This is a genomic window from Arthrobacter sp. P4_H3, assembly GCF_056400885.1.
Window position 1 is genome coordinate 135,727 of record NZ_JBFUKK010000008.1, and the last position, 16,354, is coordinate 152,080.

Annotated in this window: 13 protein-coding genes; 4 read left to right on the plus strand and 9 right to left on the minus strand. The window is 68.1% G+C overall.

Annotation, left to right across the window (positions count from 1 at the left end):
• Window positions 1–50: 50 nt before the first annotated feature.
• Window positions 51–347 (minus strand): hypothetical protein, encoded by a 297-nt coding sequence (locus tag AC1DRE_RS13040; protein WP_104173544.1) that lies wholly within the window; start codon window positions 345–347, stop codon window positions 51–53.
• A gap of 117 nt (window positions 348–464) precedes the next feature.
• Here AC1DRE_RS13040 and AC1DRE_RS13045 point away from each other — a divergent pair, with 117 nt between their 5' ends.
• Together AC1DRE_RS13045 and AC1DRE_RS13050 are read left to right on the plus strand one after the other, a co-directional pair.
• Entirely contained in the window at window positions 465–3,131 is a 2,667-nt protein-coding gene (locus AC1DRE_RS13045) for a Tex family protein (protein WP_476985032.1), read from the plus strand.
• A 43-nt stretch (window positions 3,132–3,174) separates the two neighbouring features.
• On the plus strand, window positions 3,175–5,010 hold the full coding sequence (locus tag AC1DRE_RS13050) for a gamma-glutamyltransferase family protein (protein WP_476985033.1): 1,836 nt from the start codon (window positions 3,175–3,177) through the stop codon (window positions 5,008–5,010).
• Between the two features lie 9 nt (window positions 5,011–5,019).
• Here AC1DRE_RS13050 and AC1DRE_RS13055 read toward each other — a convergent pair whose 3' ends face one another.
• The 6 genes from AC1DRE_RS13055 to AC1DRE_RS13080 all read right to left on the minus strand — a co-directional run bounded on the left by AC1DRE_RS13055 (window position 5,020) and on the right by AC1DRE_RS13080 (window position 10,658).
• The gene (locus AC1DRE_RS13055; RefSeq protein WP_476985034.1) at window positions 5,020–5,433 is read right to left on the minus strand and encodes a VOC family protein; all 414 of its coding nucleotides are present in this window, start codon (window positions 5,431–5,433) and stop codon (window positions 5,020–5,022) included.
• A 127-nt stretch (window positions 5,434–5,560) separates the two neighbouring features.
• Window positions 5,561–7,498: an HNH endonuclease signature motif containing protein gene (locus tag AC1DRE_RS13060; protein WP_476985035.1), complete on the minus strand. Its 1,938-nt coding sequence runs from the start codon at window positions 7,496–7,498 to the stop codon at window positions 5,561–5,563.
• Between the two features lie 107 nt (window positions 7,499–7,605).
• A complete protein-coding gene (locus AC1DRE_RS13065; protein ID WP_476985068.1) occupies window positions 7,606–8,283 on the minus strand; it encodes a YqjF family protein in 678 nt (225 codons plus the stop codon).
• Window positions 8,284–8,353: 70 nt separating this feature from the next.
• Window positions 8,354–8,758 carry a DUF1622 domain-containing protein gene (locus tag AC1DRE_RS13070; protein WP_476985036.1) on the minus strand — a complete coding sequence of 135 codons (405 nt, stop codon included), beginning with the start codon at window positions 8,756–8,758 and terminating at the stop codon, window positions 8,354–8,356.
• Window positions 8,759–8,808: 50 nt separating this feature from the next.
• On the minus strand, window positions 8,809–9,696 hold the full coding sequence (locus AC1DRE_RS13075) for an SDR family oxidoreductase (RefSeq protein WP_476985037.1): 888 nt from the start codon (window positions 9,694–9,696) through the stop codon (window positions 8,809–8,811).
• 56 nt (window positions 9,697–9,752) lie between these two features.
• Window positions 9,753–10,658 carry an MSMEG_6728 family protein gene (locus AC1DRE_RS13080; RefSeq protein ID WP_476985038.1) on the minus strand — a complete coding sequence of 302 codons (906 nt, stop codon included), beginning with the start codon at window positions 10,656–10,658 and terminating at the stop codon, window positions 9,753–9,755.
• A gap of 221 nt (window positions 10,659–10,879) precedes the next feature.
• Between AC1DRE_RS13080 and AC1DRE_RS13085 the strand changes: the two genes are divergently transcribed.
• Entirely contained in the window at window positions 10,880–11,473 is a 594-nt protein-coding gene (locus AC1DRE_RS13085) for a hypothetical protein (RefSeq protein ID WP_104173538.1), read from the plus strand.
• 119 nt (window positions 11,474–11,592) lie between these two features.
• Here the strand turns inward: AC1DRE_RS13085 and AC1DRE_RS13090 are convergent, their stop codons facing one another.
• Together AC1DRE_RS13090 and AC1DRE_RS13095 are read right to left on the minus strand one after the other, a co-directional pair.
• Complete coding sequence (locus AC1DRE_RS13090) at window positions 11,593–12,288, minus strand: transglycosylase family protein (RefSeq protein WP_476985039.1); 696 nt, start codon at window positions 12,286–12,288, stop codon at window positions 11,593–11,595.
• Window positions 12,289–12,531: 243 nt separating this feature from the next.
• A complete protein-coding gene (locus AC1DRE_RS13095) occupies window positions 12,532–15,141 on the minus strand; it encodes an excinuclease ABC subunit UvrA (protein ID WP_476985040.1) in 2,610 nt (869 codons plus the stop codon).
• Between the two features lie 48 nt (window positions 15,142–15,189).
• On the opposite strand from AC1DRE_RS13095, the gene AC1DRE_RS13100 reads away from it, so the two are divergent.
• Complete coding sequence (locus AC1DRE_RS13100) at window positions 15,190–16,341, plus strand: adenosine deaminase (RefSeq protein WP_476985041.1); 1,152 nt, start codon at window positions 15,190–15,192, stop codon at window positions 16,339–16,341.
• Window positions 16,342–16,354: the final 13 nt, after the last annotated feature.

Sequence of the window (16,354 nt, forward strand, 5' to 3'; positions counted from 1 at the left end):
ATTTCCTTGCACCGAGTCTCGGGTGACGGCAAAGCTATTTGACCGCAAAGCTACAGGAAGGCCTCGCGTCCGGTTCCCTCCCGAATCACCAGTTTGCCTTCTGCGATGGACACGAGGAGGCTCTTCGGCCTTCCGCTGAGTTTGACGCCTCCGGCCAGACCCCGGCTGGTGACCTCGACGCCGATGGTGGCCCCGCGCGCCGGAAGCTCGATGGCGACCTCCTCCGCAATGCCCAACAGGGGGTTGGTGGAGAGATCGGTGTCGCGCCTGGCCTGCTTGCCGTTAACGAAGACCGTGACATTGTCCTCCTCAAAGCCGTCCTGAAGGATGATGAGCAACTCCTGCATGATGGACCGCCTCCGTTGGTTGCTGGCCTTCCTACTGCCACTACATCACTTATGCACCGGGCCCGGTAGCCCCAATCTCGCACAGCCCGTGCCATAGTGTCGGTCCGGTAAGGCAAAATGTTCTGGGTGAACCACATCCCGCAGCGTCCTAGCCCGTCCCCTGCAACTCCGGCTGCCGTGATGCCCGGAAAACCCGCCGGCGGGACAGCCGGACAGACAGCCTCGCAGGCAGGCGGCAAGTCCGCCGGCAAGACCGCCGACTCCGTGGCGGAACAGATCGCGGCCCAGATCGCCGGCGAACTGGGAGTGAAGGCCTGGCAGGTCAAGGCGGCGGTGGACCTCCTCGACGGCGGTTCGACCGTTCCGTTCATCGCCCGGTACCGCAAGGAAGCCACCGGGACCCTGGATGACACGCAGCTCCGCGAGCTCGAGGAACGGCTGCGGTACATCCGTGAACTGGAGGACCGCCGTCGGACCGTCCTGGAGGCGATCGCCTCGCAAGGCAAGCTGACGCCGGAACTGCAGGCCGCCGTCGTCGATGCGGATACCAAATCCCGCCTTGAAGACATCTACCTGCCTTTCAAAACCAAGCGGCGGACCAAGGCGCAGATCGCCCGCGAGGCGGGGCTGGAGCCGCTCGCCGACGCGCTGCTCAAGCGCCCGGAGCTGGATCCGGAGCGCGAGGCCGCCAAGTTCCTGAACGCTGAACACTCCATTGACGACGCCGCCGCGGCGCTGGCGGGTGCCCGGTCAATCCTGGTGGAGCGGGTGGCGCAGGACCCTGACCTCGCCGCAACACTGCGTGAGCGGTTATGGACCCAGGGCCGCATGGTGTCCCGGGTGAAGAAGGGCCAGGAGACCGAGGGCCAGAAGTTCAAGGACTACTTCGAGTTTTCGCAGGTGCCGTCCGGGATGCCGTCGCACCGCGTCCTGGCGCTGCTTCGCGGGGAAAAGGACGGGGTGCTGGAGCTGGATCTCGCCGAGGCTGAACCGTCCGACGACGACGCCCTGGCCGCCGCCCGCGGCCGCTACGAATCCGCCGTGGCCAGGTTCCTCGGGGTTGCGGACCGCGGCCGTCCCGCCGACGAGTGGCTCCTGCAGACCGCGCAGGTGGCATGGCGCTCGCGGGTGCTGGCCCGGCTGACGGCCGACCTGCGCGGACGGATGTTCGCAGCCGCCGAAGACGAAGCGGTCCGGGTTTTCGCCGCCAACCTCCGCGACGTGCTGCTGGCTGCCCCGGCCGGAAACAGGGCCACCCTGGGGCTGGATCCCGGGCTCCGCACCGGTGTGAAGGTGGCGGTGGTGGACGGCACCGGCAAAGTGGTGGCCACGGACACTGTCTACCCGCACGCCCCGGCACGGAAATGGGACGAAGCCCTGGCCACGCTGGTCCGGCTGGCGCGTCAGCACGCCGTCGAACTCGTGGCGATCGGCAACGGGACGGCATCCCGGGAGACTGACAAGCTTGCCCTCGAACTGATCAAGAAGCTCTCCGCGGAATCAGCCACGGAGCCAACAGCGGGGTCCGCGGCGGGGCAAACGGGCAATGGGGCACCGGGAACCCGGGCGCCGGAAAAGCTGGTGGTGTCGGAAGCCGGGGCGTCCGTATACTCGGCGTCCGCGTTGGCTGCTGCCGAGCTGCCCGGCATGGATGTTTCCCTGCGCGGTGCCGTGTCCATCGCCCGGCGCCTGCAGGATCCGCTGGCCGAACTGGTGAAGATCGAGCCGAAGTCGATCGGCGTCGGGCAGTACCAGCACGATGTCACCGCCGCGAAGCTGGACCGCAGCCTGGATGCCGTGGTGGAGGACTGCGTGAATGCTGTTGGGGTGGACGTCAACACGGCGTCTCCCGCGCTGCTGAGCCGTGTGGCCGGCGTCGGACCGCTGCTGAGCGAGAACATTGTGGCCTACCGGAACGAGCACGGACCGTTTGCCAAGCGGAGCGAGCTGAAGAAGGTGCCGCGGCTGGGCGCCAAAGCGTTCGAACAGTGCGCCGGATTCCTGCGGATCACCGGGGGAGCGGAGCCGCTGGATGCTTCCAGCGTGCACCCGGAGGCCTACCCGGTGGCGCGGAAGATCCTCGCCGCCGCAGGCGGAAGGGCAACTGACGGCAGGGCAGCCCTAGGAGCGGCGGGTACCGGCAGCCTCGCCGCGCTCAACCCGCAGGACTTCGTTGAGGGTGCCTTCGGCCTGCCCACGGTGCAGGACATTATTTCCGAGCTGGAGAAGCCCGGACGGGATCCTCGGCCGGCATTCGCAGCGGCCAAGTTCTCGGAGGGGATCGAGAAGATCTCCGACCTCCGGCCCGGGATGATCCTGGAGGGAACGGTCACCAACGTGGCCGCGTTCGGGGCGTTCGTGGACGTCGGCGTGCACCAGGACGGGCTGGTGCACGTGTCCGCGCTGGCCAACCGGTTCGTGTCCGATCCGCGCGAAGTGGTGAAATCCGGACAGGTGGTGAGGGTGAAGGTCCTCGAGGCCGATCCCGAGCGGAAGCGCATCTCGCTCACGTTGCGGCTCGACGACGAACCGGCACCTTCCGGCGGCCGGCTGGCTGCAGCCGGTGGGCGGCAGGGCAGCAGTGCACCGCGGCAGGGTAGCAGTGCACCGCGGCAGGGTGGCGATGCCGGTCAGCCGCGGAAGGATGCACGTCTGCCGCGGAATGATGGCCGACCCGCGAGGAACAACGACCGTACCGACGCCAAGCGGACGCCGCCGCCCAAGCCCGCTCCGGTGAACACCGCCATGGCCGAAGCGCTGCGAAAGGCCGGCCTGGGCAAGTAACCGCGCCGCGCTCCAGACGCAGGCCGTGGCTACAGTGGACCCCATGACTTTCACGCGGCCCGATCCGTTCACCACGCGCCCCACCCTGCGGGGGACCTTCGGGATGAGCGCCTCCACGCACTGGACCGCGACGGCCACCGCGCAGGCGGTGCTGGAACGCGGCGGGAATGCGTTCGACGCCGCCACCGCAGGGGCGTTTGTGCTCCACGTTGTTGAGCCGCACCTGAACGGTCCGGGCGGGGATATGACCGGTGTGTTCGTCACCGCCGCGGCGCCAGGCCAACCGATGGTCCTGATGGGGCAGGGTCCCGCGCCCGCAGGAGCAACGCCCGGACACTATCGCTCGGAAGGCCTGGAACTGGTCCCCGGCTCGGGTGCCCTCGCCGCTGCGGTGCCCGCCGCCGTCGACGCCTGGCTTCTGCTGCTGCGCGACCACGGGACGTGGGAGTTGCCGGCTGTGCTGGAGTTTGCAATCGGGTATGCCCGGGACGGCCATCCGGTGCTGGGCCGCGTTGGAGCAACGGTCGCGGCCGTTTCCAGGCTGTTCCGGGAGCACTGGCCCACGTCGGCCGAACTGTGGATGCCGCAAGGCAGGGTCCCTGCCGAGGGCGAGTTGTTCCGTAACCCTGCCTACGCGCGGACCCTTGAGCGGCTTCTGGAGGCGGGGGCAGCAGAGTCCTCCCGGGAGGAGCGTATCGATGCCGCCCGCCGTGAATGGCGCGAGGGCTTCGTCGCATCGGCGATGGTGCGGTCCGTCCAGGCACCGCACAGGCACTCGTCCGGCGCAGACCACCGCGGCGTGCTGGTAATGAGCGATCTGGCGACGTTCGAGGCTGGATACGAAGACGCCGCCACCATTGAATTCCGCGGCCACACGATCGCCAAGACAGGCCCCTGGGGTCAGGGTCCGGCACTGTTGCAGACCCTTGCGATCCTGGACGGGTTCGCCGACGAATACCTTGACCCGTCCACCGAACTTGGCGCGCACACCATCCTCGAGGCACAGAAACTGGCGCTCGCGGACCGCGAGGCCTACTACGGCGATACGGATGTTCCGCTCGACTATCTGTTGTCCGCCGAGTATGCCGCCGCGCGCCGTGCGTTGATCACGGAGCGGGCGTCGCTCGAGTTCCGGCCCGGCCAAGTTCCGGGACGCGAGCCGTTCCACCCGCCTCTGCGGAGGGAGTATGTGCCGCCGGCGCTCGCGAACGACGACGCCGGGCCGGGTCTTCGCGGGAGCCGTTCGAGTGCCGGCGTGGGTGAGCCGACAGTGCTGGCGACCGGGGAGACGCGCGGCGATACCTGCCATATCGACGTTGTGGACCGCTGGGGAAACATGATCTCGGCGACTCCGTCAGGCGGTTGGTTGCAGTCCTCCCCGGCGATTTCCGAACTGGGGTTCTGCCTGGGCACACGGCTGCAGATGACCTGGCTCGAACCCGGAACACCGTCTACGCTGACCCCGGGGAGGCGCCCCCGCACCACCCTGACGCCAACGCTCGTGCTCCGGAACGGCAGGGCGGTGACTGCGCTGGGTTCGCCCGGCGGGGACCAACAGGATCAGTGGCAGCTGCCATATCTGCTGCGGACAATTGTGGGCGGCTACTCTCCGCAACAGGCCATCGATGCGCCCACGTTCCATACGACGTCGATGCCGGGGTCATTCTGGCCCCGCACCTGGGAGCCGGGCGGCGCCGTGGTGGAGGACCGGTTGGGCGACGGCGTCATTGCGGGTTTGGAGCGTCGCGGCCACCGGATCACGCGGGCTGGTGATTGGGCGCTGGGACGGTTGTCCGCCGTCGTGCGCGATCCTCTGACAGGCGTGCTGCAGGCCGCCGCCAATCCGCGCGGTGCGCAGGGGTACGCGGCGGGTCGCTAGGGGGTGGCCCTACTCGTGCGGAGGCCAGCCCATCATCTCGTTCAGTGCAATGACGTTCCCTTCGGTGTCCCGGAGGAACGCTGACTTTACGGCGCCGAAGTCCATCACCTCGTCCTCAGCTTGGCCTTCGACGCCGGCGAAGCTTCCGGCGCCCGGCGGCTGGAATGTGGCGCCACGGGCTTTCAGCTCCTTCACGAGATTCTCGATGTCTTCGACCATGAAGCTGATCACTGGATAGGTCGGGGGAATCCTGTCCGGGAGCTCGGTGAGGGCGATGCTCGAGCCGGAGGCCGCTCCGAAGACCATGGGATCGTCCGTTGGCCCGGTGAGAAGGTCGAGGCCGAGGACATCGCGGTAGAACGTCCGGGCACGGTCGCCGTCCTGTGCTGGAAGGATCGGGTTCACGTAGAAGCGGTTCAGCATGGCGAGCCTCCCTGTTCCAAGGTATGAGCGTCCGCTCTTTGATTCTTGCAGAGCGGGCGTTCTTCTTCACCAGGTGTGGCTAGCTCGTCCGGCCCGGTGGACAGAGCTGGGCCGATTTGGGCGGTGTTCAGCATCGGAAGTAGTTGTTCTGTTGGGGCCGTTGGCGTGGGTCGATGTGGGGTGGCGGGATGAACCAGGGGATGCCGGTTTTGACCTGGATGGTCCACTGCTCTTTGTGGATCAAATGGTGGTGATGGGAGCAGAGCAGGGTTCCGTTATCGGTGCTGGTGGGTCCGCCGTGTGACCAAAAGGTGATGTGGTGGGCTTCGCACCAGGGGGCGGGGATGGTGCAGCCGGGGAAGGCGCAGCCTTGGTCGCGGGCGGTGATGGCTTTGCGGATGTGGGGCGGGAAGATCCTGGTGGTGCGGCCGATGTCCAGGATGCGCCCCTGGCTGCCGAGCAGGACGGGGATGATGTCGGCGTCGCAGGCGATTTTCCGGGCCAGGGAGGCCGGGACCGGGCCGGTGAACGTGAACGAGCCGGTGCCGGGGAGCCTGCCGGTGCTTTCGGGGCTGAGGGTGGTGTCGCTGGCGTGGTCTGGGTCCCAGGTTCCGGCCGGCCCAGCAGTGCCGGTGCCGGTGCGGGCGCCGGCGCCGGTGCCGGTGCCGGTGCTGGTGCCAGCGGCCGCGGTCCGGGTGCGGTAGCGGGGTCCCAGGTTGGTGGTGTGTTCGAGGCGGTCCAGGAGGTCGCGGTAGTCGATGGTGACCATGACCTGGGGGCGGAGCCCTCCCGCGGCGGGGAGGGTTCCGGTGGTGAGGGCTGTTTTGCAGGCACTGACGAGGCCGTCCAGGAGCCGCTGCTGCCGGGTCCGCCGGTCCAGATCGGCATCAGCTGCGCCGCCGGTCCCGTCGCCGCTGTCCAGGGTGCCGTCTGCCCCGCCGCAGCCGGTCCCGTCGCCGCTGTCCGCTGCACTGTCCGCGTTGTTGCCGGCGTAACTGTCCGTACCGTCGCGGTCCTCGGTAGTAGCGGCCTGGGTGCGGGGGTTGGTGGCGGTGTTCATCACGGTCAGGAGGGGTTCGCATTGGTCCGGGGTCGCGAAGATTTCGATGTGCTGCAGGCCGCGCCGGGCCTGCCGGAGGAAGACACCCTGGCGGCGGCGGAGTTCTTCCTCGGACGGTTCGGACCCGTCCTGGTCGATCGCGTCGGTCCAGCGGCGGGCGAYCCGGGTCASGAARTCCGTGTCGTATTCGGCTGCAGTGCAAGTCAGGGCGTGTTCCATCCGGGCCGTGGTGTCCCCGGTCGCGTGGTGCCGGACCCGGTCCAAAGCCATCGTGATGATGGTCGCGGGCCGGGACGCGACGGTCCCGGCGGCGACGGCGGCGGCGAGTTCGGGCCGCTCCGGAGGCTCGGTGTGGCCTGCAAACCCTGGCCTGGGCAGCACCGCGGACGCGAGGCCGATCCGGCGCCGTGCTTCGGCAATGCTGATCCGCAGCCTGGCGCGGAGGAACTCGGCCGCGTTCCGGGACCCGTCATCAGCCGGGTCAGGCCCGGCGGGGTTCAGCGCCGGTGGTGGCGCGTTATGATCCGCTGCGGCCGTATCGGTGCCCCAGCCGGAGACCCAGCCGACCCCCGCGCCGGAGACAGCTGCGCCCGGGCCGGCTGATCCCCAGCCGGCCGATCCTGAGCCGACTGTGGCTGAGCGCGCAGCCGCTGCGGCTTCCCGCCGGGTCCGTTCCACGGCCCCGGCCGACACGATCTGCAGGTATTCGACGGCCCGGGAGATTTCCTCGACCGTGTCGGCGAAGTCCGCGGCTCCGCGGAAGCCGAGCAGCGCGGCGTCGTCGACCGCCGTCGAACTCAAGGTCCTGAGCAGCTCAAGGCACCGCGCCAGATCACCTGACCCGCCGCCGTCGGGCTCCGGCCGGCTGTTTGAACCATCGTCGAAGCGGCCAGCCGGATGTACGGCACGCAGTGTCCGGCTCAGCGGCACAGGCTCGAAACGGGCGCTGGAGATCTGCCCTAGGCGCATGGCCTGGTTCGGGGCGAGTTCTCCAACTGCTTCCATGGGATAACTCTGCGAAAGGGGTACGACAATTTAGGCCCCGAGGATAGTCACGCGGCTCTAATCCTGTGAAGAGTTCGAACACTTAAAGCCGCGCAATGCGCCTAGCCTCAGCCCCCGAGCACCCGCGGCTTGCCGAACCGGGTCCGGACCCCGGGGGAGTACAGCACGGAGTCCGGCGGCCCTGCCAGCTTGAGGCCGGCGGCGCTGACCAGCCTGTCGTCCAGTACCGTCAGCTCGGCCCGGTACAGCGGCCACGCCGAATGGGTGTTCGGAATGTAGAGCGTCCGGCCGTGGAAGCGGGAGTGCAGCCCGAACCTGGCCGTGAGGTGGATGGACAGGGGATCGGCCGCGACGTCGTCGAACGCCGGAATAACTGCGAAATCGCTCGTCGCGCCGCGGCGGAACCTACGCACGGAAAAGCCGGTGGCCGGGCTTCCGGGTTGGGCCGGGCGGAAGCGGGCGTGCGACCACACGTAGGGGATCCCGGCCGCTCGTGCGGCCAGGACAACAGCCAGCCGGTCGGCGTCCAGGCTCAGGAACACAACACCCCGGGTGCCGTCGGGTTCCCGTGAGTACAGGCGGACATTGATTTCGTTGAAGTCCCCGAAAAACGGCACAGCGGGCCCACGGCCAAAGCCCGCTTTCTGCATGCGGAACCCGATCAGCCCCACCCAGGCGGACCCGTCGAACACGTCCGGCACCACTCCGGCCGGCATGAATGCCGCCGACTCCGCCTCGGGGATGCGCCAGTGCAGGAACACTGCATCGGTCCATCGCTGCTCCATGAGGACAGGGGTGGGCAGCTCAGGAGGCTCAGGCCACGGGTCAGGCAGGCTCGCGACCGGTGCTTCCTGGTCAGGCACTAGCCGAGCTCGCGGAGCTGGCCGAGGCCGCCTCGCCTGGGGGCTGTTTCTGCCAGGGCCAGCGGCCGGTGATTTCCAGCTCCAGCGAGAAGCTCAGGAACGTCCGGATGAGCACAATGATCGCCAGCACACCCACGCTTTCGAACGTAGGCGTGACCGCGACCGTCCGGATGATGTCCGCCGCCACCAAAAGCTCAAGTCCCAGCAGGATGGAGCGCCCCAGGAGCTGCCGGTACGAACGGTAGACGGAGAGCGGTTCGGCGCCTTCCGGCAGGCGCTGCGGCTGGAATCCGCGCACGGCCATGGGGATGGAAACGACGGCGCCGATCACCATTACGGCGACACCGGCAAAGTCCATGAACCTGCCGACCGTCTCGATTATGTGCTGAAAATCCACTGTTCCCCTTAGAAGTTTCGGCTACAACGTCGGACACGGAAAGGCGTGCATCACGGGTGCCGGATGCCGTCGCCGGCCAGGATGGCGCGGTACCCCTCACGGAAAGTGGGGTAGGTGAACTCGAACCCGGTGCTGCGGAGCAGGGCGTTGCTGCACCTCTTGTTCCCGCCGCGGGAAGGTTCGCCAGCATTGGCCGACGCCGGCTGGGGGAGTCCCAGCTCGGCGGCCAGGAAGCGCTGGACCTCGCCGAGCTCGGCGGGATCGTTGTCCACCCCGAGGTACACGGGACCGGGGTCTGCGGCCATGGTGCAAAGGTGCACGATGGCCGCAGCGGCGTCATCGCGGTGGATCCGGTTCGTGTAGCGGGGTTCCGCCGGGGCCTCAGCCGTGCCTGCCCGCACCTGGTCGATGAGCCGCGTCCGCCCCGGGCCGTAAATGCCGCCCAGCCGGAGCACGACGGGGGAGATTCCGGTACCGGTCAACCGCCTGTGCAACAGTTCCTCCGCCTCGCGGATGATGCGGCCCGAGAATCCGCCGGGTGCCGGCGTCGTGCTTTCATCCACCCAGCCGCCCTCCGCATCGCCGTAAACGGCGGTAGAGGAGACGAACAACACGCGCCGGAGCGGCGAAGGTGACGCCCCGCCGTCGTGCCCGCGTCCGCGCTCCAGCGCATCGAGGACGTTCGCCAGCCCGTCCACGTAGGCGGCGCGGTAGGCGTCCTCGGTGGGGGAATCGGCCGCAACGGCGACGACGACGGCGGTGGTGTCCGCAGGGATGGGCGGCAGCGCCGCTGTGGTCAGGTCCGCCGCGACACCTTCAATGGCGGCCGGAAGCTTGTCAGGCGACCTCCGCCAGCCCACCACACGGTGCCCGGCGGCAGCGAACCGCAGCCCGGCCTCGGTACCAAGATCGCCGCAGCCGGCCATAAGAACAGTCATACGTGCCAGTCTGCCAGAGCTGCCGCAACGGCTCGGCTAGGCGCCCCTAACCACGCCTACGGCGCAGGAATCGGGAAGAACAGCCGGGGGTCCTGCAGCAATGCCGGGTAGTCGAACGATGAGCGTTCCACAACCTCGGTTACCTGGAAGTTCCGGGCGAAGCGGCCGTCCACCGTGATGGGGCGGCCCTGGACCTTGCCCAGCGCAAACGTGGCGCCGCCGTCGAACGGTACGGCGATTGCCGAGTTGCCGGGGAGGGTGCGGAAGGCCTCTTCCTGCAACTGGCGCTTGCGGGTGGGCTTCTTGACGAGCTGCTTGGGAGGCCGCTTCTTGGGGTTTTTGGGCGGGCGGCGCGAGCCGGAGTCGGCGTAGACGAACTCGTATTCGTCGGACTGGGCAGCGGCCTTCGCGGCGCGGCCAACCTCCGGCAGGCTGATGGTGTCCAGCTTTTTCGGGTCTGTGTCCCCCACCAGGGCGCGCAGGATCCACAGCCGGTCGCCTACCGGATCTTCCGGGAGGAACTCGTGCCGCGGTTCGGGCCAGACGTACTCCAGGTCCGCCGGCGTTCCCGGGAACAGTTCAGTGTAGAAACGCGGTTCCTTCTGCAGCAGCCGGGAGCGGTGGCTGAGGTGGAGGTCCGGCTCGCCGAGCCACGGCGGCATGGCGATCTTGGCCGCGTAAGCAGGGTGATCTGCCTGCGGCGCGAATTCGACGATCTTGGCGCGGGTGGTGTCTTCGCCGCCGCGGGCGATCCATTCATCCGCCATGGCCAGGCCGTACATCGTCAGGGCTGGGACGTACCCCATCCACATGCGGACGGCCGGGTGCGACTGCCAGCCGTACTCCGGGATCACCAGCGCACGCAGGGTCTGCAGCGCCTCGACACGCTGCTTGCCGAGCCGAACGCGGTCCAGGACCGCGGCGCTCTGCTGGAAATCTGGATAGGGAAGGAAAGTCTGCATTCTTCAAGTGTGGAGGTGCCGGGGTCCCAGACCAAATGCCGCAGGCGGCACTGACCCCGGCACCGCAGCCGCACGCATGGGGTAGGCTGTCAGCGGTTGGCAAAGAGGCGCGGCGTAGTCTACTGGACCGTATGGTGAGACACCGGCGACAACACGGTCACAATTTCACTAAGATGACCCCAAGCAGTTCCTCCCTCAGCCCACCCTCCGGAAGATACGACATGACACTTACCCAAGCAGTTCCGTTCACTCCGAAGTTCGGCCAAATGCTGAGCCCGGAAGCCAATGGCATCCTGGTGCTTGATGAGTTCACCCTGGACCCGGAAGCGGCCCGCAAAGAGCAGCACGGTTTCCGCGCCGCCATCGGCTCTGTCGCCCTCACTCTTCGGCGCATCGTGGCCCTCCGCCTTTTCATCGCAGTGGTGGCCATCGCCAACCTTCCCCTGTTCCTCCTGTCCACCGGCTGGTGGATCTACGCCGTATCCCTGGCCGTTGTGATCGGCGTGCATGCAGGCGTTTCGTGGCTGAACAAGCACGAACCGAAGGTCCGCCAGCGCCACTCGCTGGAACTGCACCTGCACCGCGAACGCAGTGACAACTACCGCAAGGTGCGCGACGCCGTGAAGTTCGTGATCGATTCGCCGGCACGCATGAACGAGCACCTTTACCTGGAGCTCCTGGCCGCCAAGCGTGTGGCCCTGCACCTGCACATCGGCACGGTGGCCGTCCTGGACACCAGCGATGACTCCGCCTGGAAAGTCCGGATCGTCCGGGAACTGCCGCAGGCTACGTACCCGCACGCCAGCCTGAACTGACTTCATCTGAACTGACTTAAGAAACAGCGACGCCGGAGCTCCCCGCCAAGGGGACGCTCCGGCGTCGTGGTTAACGGCTACCGCTGAACCGGGAGTCCCGAGTCAGCACGGTTGCTGCCTTAGGCAGGCAGCTGCAGAACCTGTCCTTCAAACACCAGGTCGGGATCCGCGATGGTGTCAACGTTGGCGTCGGCAAGGGTCTGCCAGCCGCCCGTGACGTTCAGCTTTTCCGCGATGGTGCTCAGCGTATCGCCGGCCTCCACCGTGTAGGTTTCGCCGCTCAGCGGCACCTCGGCGGCGTGGCGCGGTTCGGCCTGGACGGGTGCCTGGGCAGGCGCTACGGCAGCCGAGGCCGCCTGGACAGGAGCCGGCGCGGCCTGCACCGGAGCCTCGGTGGGGGCCGGGATGACGGGAACGCTCGGTGCGGGTGCGCCGCCGCCACCGCTCAGTCCCAGCTGGGCTGCACAGGCGGGCCAGGCGCCCCAGCCCTGGCTGGCCTGGACGTTTTCGGCGACGGCGATCTGCTGCTCGCGGGTGGCGCCCGCCGGTGAGCCGGTGCCGCCGTAGGCGGACCAGGTGCTGGCCGTGAACTGCAGCCCGCCGCTGAAGCCGTTGCCGGTGTCGGTGCTCCAGTTGCCGCCGCTTTCGCACTGGGCAAGGGAGTCCCAGGTACTGGCGCTCGTGGCGGTGGGGGCGGCCGCACTGGCGGCGGTCGCGGAGAGTGCGAGGCCCGCGGCCGAAACGGCAGCCAGGGTGACTCCGCGGCGCGCAACGGTTCCCAATGTGGATTTGTTCATGCGAGTGGAAGTGTTCATGGGGGTGGATGCTCCGAAGGGCCACCTGCGCTCGGTCCGTCCCCGGACGTTGTCGCGCCACTGCCCGCCCCTGACAAACTAGAGGTCATGTACGGTGTCTGCCGGCCGGGCAGTTACTGGTGGTGGCAGCACCGGGCATTCGTTGTCCCGCTCGGCGGGATCACGTTCCACGCTAAGACAGTGCCGCCGCGTTATCAAATCGAAATAGTTACCCCGCGTGGCTAGATTGCTGTGGGCCCGGGATCACACGCCAAGAGCGGTTGCCAGGTACGGTGCCGTCCGGCTCTGCTTGGAACGCGCGACGACGGCGGGTGTCCCCGACGCGACGATCTCACCGCCGGCGTCACCACCGGCCGGCCCGAGATCGATCACCCAGTCCGCTGCGGCCACCACATCCATCTCGTGTTCCACCACGATGACCGTGTTGCCGGCGTCCACCAGACCGTGCAGCTGGGCCATGAGCAGCTGGACGTCCGCGGGGTGCAGTCCCGTAGTGGGCTCGTCCAGAAGATAGAGGGTGTGGCCGCGGCGGGCACGCTGGAGTTCGGTGGCCAGCTTGATCCGCTGCGCCTCGCCGCCGGACAGTTCGGTGGCGGGCTGGCCGAGCCGGAGGTAGCCCAGGCCCACGTCGCGCAGCGTCTGCAGGCTGCGCGCGGCAGCCGGAACGTCCGTGAGGAATGCCGCGGCGGCATCCACTGTCATGGCCAGCACCTCGGCCACGTTCTTGCCGTTGTACGTGACCTCAAGGGTTTCCGGGTTGTAGCGCGAGCCCTGGCATTCGGGGCAGGGGCCGTAGCTGCCCGGGAGGAACAGGAGCTCCACGGCCACGAAACCTTCGCCCAGGCAGGTCTCGCAGCGGCCGCCGGCAACGTTGAAGGAGAACCGTCCCGCGCCGAAACCCCGGGCGCGGGCCTCCTCCGTGGCGGCGAACTCCTTGCGCACAGCGTCGAAGAGCCCGGTGTAGGTGGCCAGGTTGGACCGCGGCGTGCGGCCGATCGGTTTCTGGTCCACCCGCACCAGCCGGTCAATCCGGTCCATGCCGCTGGTTTCGCCCACAGCCTCGGCAACATTCAGCGGCCCGGTTGATCCAGTGTCCTCGGATTCCACGTCCCCGGGTCCGGCAGCCGCCTCCGCCCCGGGTTCCGGGTGCAGCTGTGCCCCCACCACCTCGGCAAGGACCTGGCTCACCAGCGTGGACTTACCCGAGCCCGAAACCCCGGTGACCGCGGTCAGGATGCCCAGCGGGAACTCCGCGTCGAGGTCCCTGAGGTTGTGCCGGCTGATGCCCTTCAGCCCCAGCCAGCCGTCCGCTTCCCTGACAGAAGGTTTGCCGGCCGCAGGCTTACCGGGCGCAGCGCCGCCCCGGCGCGTACCGCCGTCGTGCGTCCCGACGTTCCCGTCCGGGAACAGGAAGGGCCGCGTGACCGACGACGCCACCTCGGCGAGCCCGGCAACGGGGCCGCTGTACAGGATCTCGCCGCCGCCTTCACCGGCGCGGGGACCCACATCAACAAGCCAGTCGGCCCGGCGGACCACGTCCATGTTGTGTTCCACCACGAATACCGAGTTCCCGGAGGATTTGAGCGCTTCCAGCACGGCCTGCAGCGGCTCGGCGTCGGCAGGGTGGAGCCCGGCGGACGGCTCGTCCAGCACGTAGACCACGCCAAACAGGCCGGAGCGCAGCTGGGTGGCGATCCGAAGCCGCTGCATTTCGCCGGGGGAGAGCGTGGGGGTGGCGCGGCCCAGGGCGAGGTAGCCCAGGCCCAGCTCCAGCAGGACGGTGATTCGCAGCAGGAGGTCGCGGGTGATGGCGACAGCCACCTCGTTGGTCTCGCCCGAGGCCGCCGCACGGCTTGCCGTCCCGGCGTCCTTGAGTTCGCTCGTGGGCCGGATAATCTCGGCCAGTTCGGCCATGGGCACGGCGTTGAGCTCCGCGATGGTCCGGCCGGCGAACGTCACCGCCAGGGCGTCCGGGGTCAGTCCGCTTCCGCTGCAGCGTTCGCACGGTCCTGTTTCCATAAACCGGAGGACGCGCTGGCGCATCGTGTCGCTCTTGGAGTCGGCCAGGGTGTGCAGCACGTAGCTCTTGGCGCTCCAGAAACGGCCCTTGTACGGTTTGGCCACGCGGTCACGCTTCGGTGTCACTTCCACGACGGGCTGTTCCTCGGTGAAGAGGATCCAGTCGCGGTCCTTCTTGGGGAGCTTCCGCCACGGCGTGTGGACGTCGTAGCCCAGGTGGCTGAGGATGTCGCGGAGGTTCTTGCCCTGCCATGCGCCGGGCCATGCGGCGATGGCGCCGTCGGCGATGCTCAGCGAGGTGTCCGGAACCAGCGAAGATTCGCTGACGGTGTGGGCAATGCCCAGGCCGTGGCAGACGGGGCAGGCGCCGGCGGCCGTGTTGGGCGAGAAGGCGTCCGAATCCAGCTGCGCCGTGCCGGCCGGGTACGTGCCGGCGCGGGAGAACAGCATGCGCAGCGAGTTGGACAGCGTGGTCACCGTGCCCACGGTGGAGCGGCTGCTCGGCGTACCGCGCCGCTGTTGGAGCGCGACGGCGGGAGGCAGCCCGGTGATCATCTCCACCTTGGGGTTGTGCCCCTGCTGGATGAGGCGCCGCGCGTATGGCGCCACGGACTCGAAGTAGCGGCGCTGGGCCTCGGCATAGATGGTGCCGAAGGCGAGCGATGACTTGCCGGATCCGGAAACACCGGTGAACGCGACGATGGCATCCCGGGGCACGTCCACATCCACGTTGCGCAGGTTGTTTTCCCGGGCTCCGCGGACCCGCACAAATCCATCTGTGGTGTGGTCCGGTACCAGGAACGGCAGATTGGAAGCATGCTGTTCAGTGTGCATTCATTCGACTCTATCGGTGCCGGAGCGATGCGGGCATATCCTTACCGGATGGAAACTTACGACGGCGCGCCCGAACCCGGCGGTGCGTCAGCACTCAGCGATGCTCCCGTACCCGCCCCGGAACAACCTGCCCCGGAACAACCCGGTGCCGAGCTCCCGGAAGCCGAGCGCACGCACGCCGAACAAACCGAAGCCGAAGAACCCGTTGCCGAAGAACCCAGCAAGCTCTTGCCGGTGGCGGAGCTGCACCTCCACATCGAGGGGACTCTGGAACCGGAGCTGATCTTCGCCCTGGCGGAACGGAACGGAATCCAGCTGCCCTATGCGGACCTGGACGAGCTGCGCTCACGCTATGAGTTCACCGACCTGCAGTCCTTCCTGGACCTGTACTACGCCAACATGGCCGTACTGCAGACGGAGCAGGACTTCGCCGACATGACCCGTGCCTACCTCGCCAGGGCTGCTGTTGCTGGAGTCCGGCACGCCGAAATCATGCTGGATCCGCAGGCCCACCTGTCCCGCGGAGTGCCGCTGGAAACCTGCGTGAACGGCGTGGCCTCCGTGCTGGCCGGCTCCCTGGAGGAGTTCGGCATTTCCACCCTGCTCATCGCCGCGTTCCTGCGGGACCTGTCCGAGGAATCAGCCCTCGGAGTCCTGGAGCAGCTGCTGGCCATGGGCGCGCCGATCGCCGGCATCGGCCTCGACTCGGCCGAGGTGGGCAACCCGCCGGCCAAGTTCGAACGGCTCTTTGCCCGGGCGAAGGAAGCGGGGCTGCACCGGATTGCCCACGCCGGCGAGGAGGGACCGCCGTCGTACATCATCGATGCGCTGGAACTGCTGGACGTGGAGCGGATCGACCACGGCATCCGCTGTATGGAGGACCCCGAGCTGGTGGAACACCTCGTGGCGGAGCGGGTGCCGCTGACGGTGTGCCCGCTGTCCAATGTCCGGCTCCGTGCTGTGGATACGCTGGCCGACCATCCGCTGCCGGCCATGCTCGCCGCGGGCCTGAACGTCAGCGTCAATTCGGACGATCCCGCGTACTTCGGCGGGTACGTGGACGATAACTTCGTGCAGCTGGAGACCGTGCTGGGGTTGTCCGAGTTCGACCGGGTGCGGCTGGCTTCCAACTCCATCCGGTCCTCCTTTGCGGAGGAAGAGCGCAAGGCCGAGCTGCTCGCGGAGCTGGGCTACTCCTGATCCGCTACCCCTG

What these genes read in the sequence shown, in the direction of transcription:
- AC1DRE_RS13040 (WP_104173544.1), bottom strand. Translation starts at nt 347, where the DNA reads ATGCAGGAGTTGCTCATCATCCTTCAGGACGGCTTTGAGGAGGACAAT.
- AC1DRE_RS13045 (WP_476985032.1), top strand. Translation starts at nt 465, where the DNA reads ATGTTCTGGGTGAACCACATCCCGCAGCGTCCTAGCCCGTCCCCTGCA.
- AC1DRE_RS13050 (WP_476985033.1), top strand. Translation starts at nt 3,175, where the DNA reads ATGACTTTCACGCGGCCCGATCCGTTCACCACGCGCCCCACCCTGCGG.
- AC1DRE_RS13055 (WP_476985034.1), bottom strand. Translation starts at nt 5,433, where the DNA reads ATGCTGAACCGCTTCTACGTGAACCCGATCCTTCCAGCACAGGACGGC.
- AC1DRE_RS13065 (WP_476985068.1), bottom strand. Translation starts at nt 8,283, where the DNA reads ATGGAGCAGCGATGGACCGATGCAGTGTTCCTGCACTGGCGCATCCCC.
- AC1DRE_RS13075 (WP_476985037.1), bottom strand. Translation starts at nt 9,696, where the DNA reads ATGACTGTTCTTATGGCCGGCTGCGGCGATCTTGGTACCGAGGCCGGG.
- AC1DRE_RS13080 (WP_476985038.1), bottom strand. Translation starts at nt 10,658, where the DNA reads ATGCAGACTTTCCTTCCCTATCCAGATTTCCAGCAGAGCGCCGCGGTC.
- AC1DRE_RS13085 (WP_104173538.1), top strand. Translation starts at nt 10,880, where the DNA reads ATGACACTTACCCAAGCAGTTCCGTTCACTCCGAAGTTCGGCCAAATG.
- AC1DRE_RS13090 (WP_476985039.1), bottom strand. Translation starts at nt 12,288, where the DNA reads ATGAACACTTCCACTCGCATGAACAAATCCACATTGGGAACCGTTGCG.
- AC1DRE_RS13095 (WP_476985040.1), bottom strand. Translation starts at nt 15,141, where the DNA reads ATGCACACTGAACAGCATGCTTCCAATCTGCCGTTCCTGGTACCGGAC.
- AC1DRE_RS13100 (WP_476985041.1), top strand. Translation starts at nt 15,190, where the DNA reads ATGGAAACTTACGACGGCGCGCCCGAACCCGGCGGTGCGTCAGCACTC.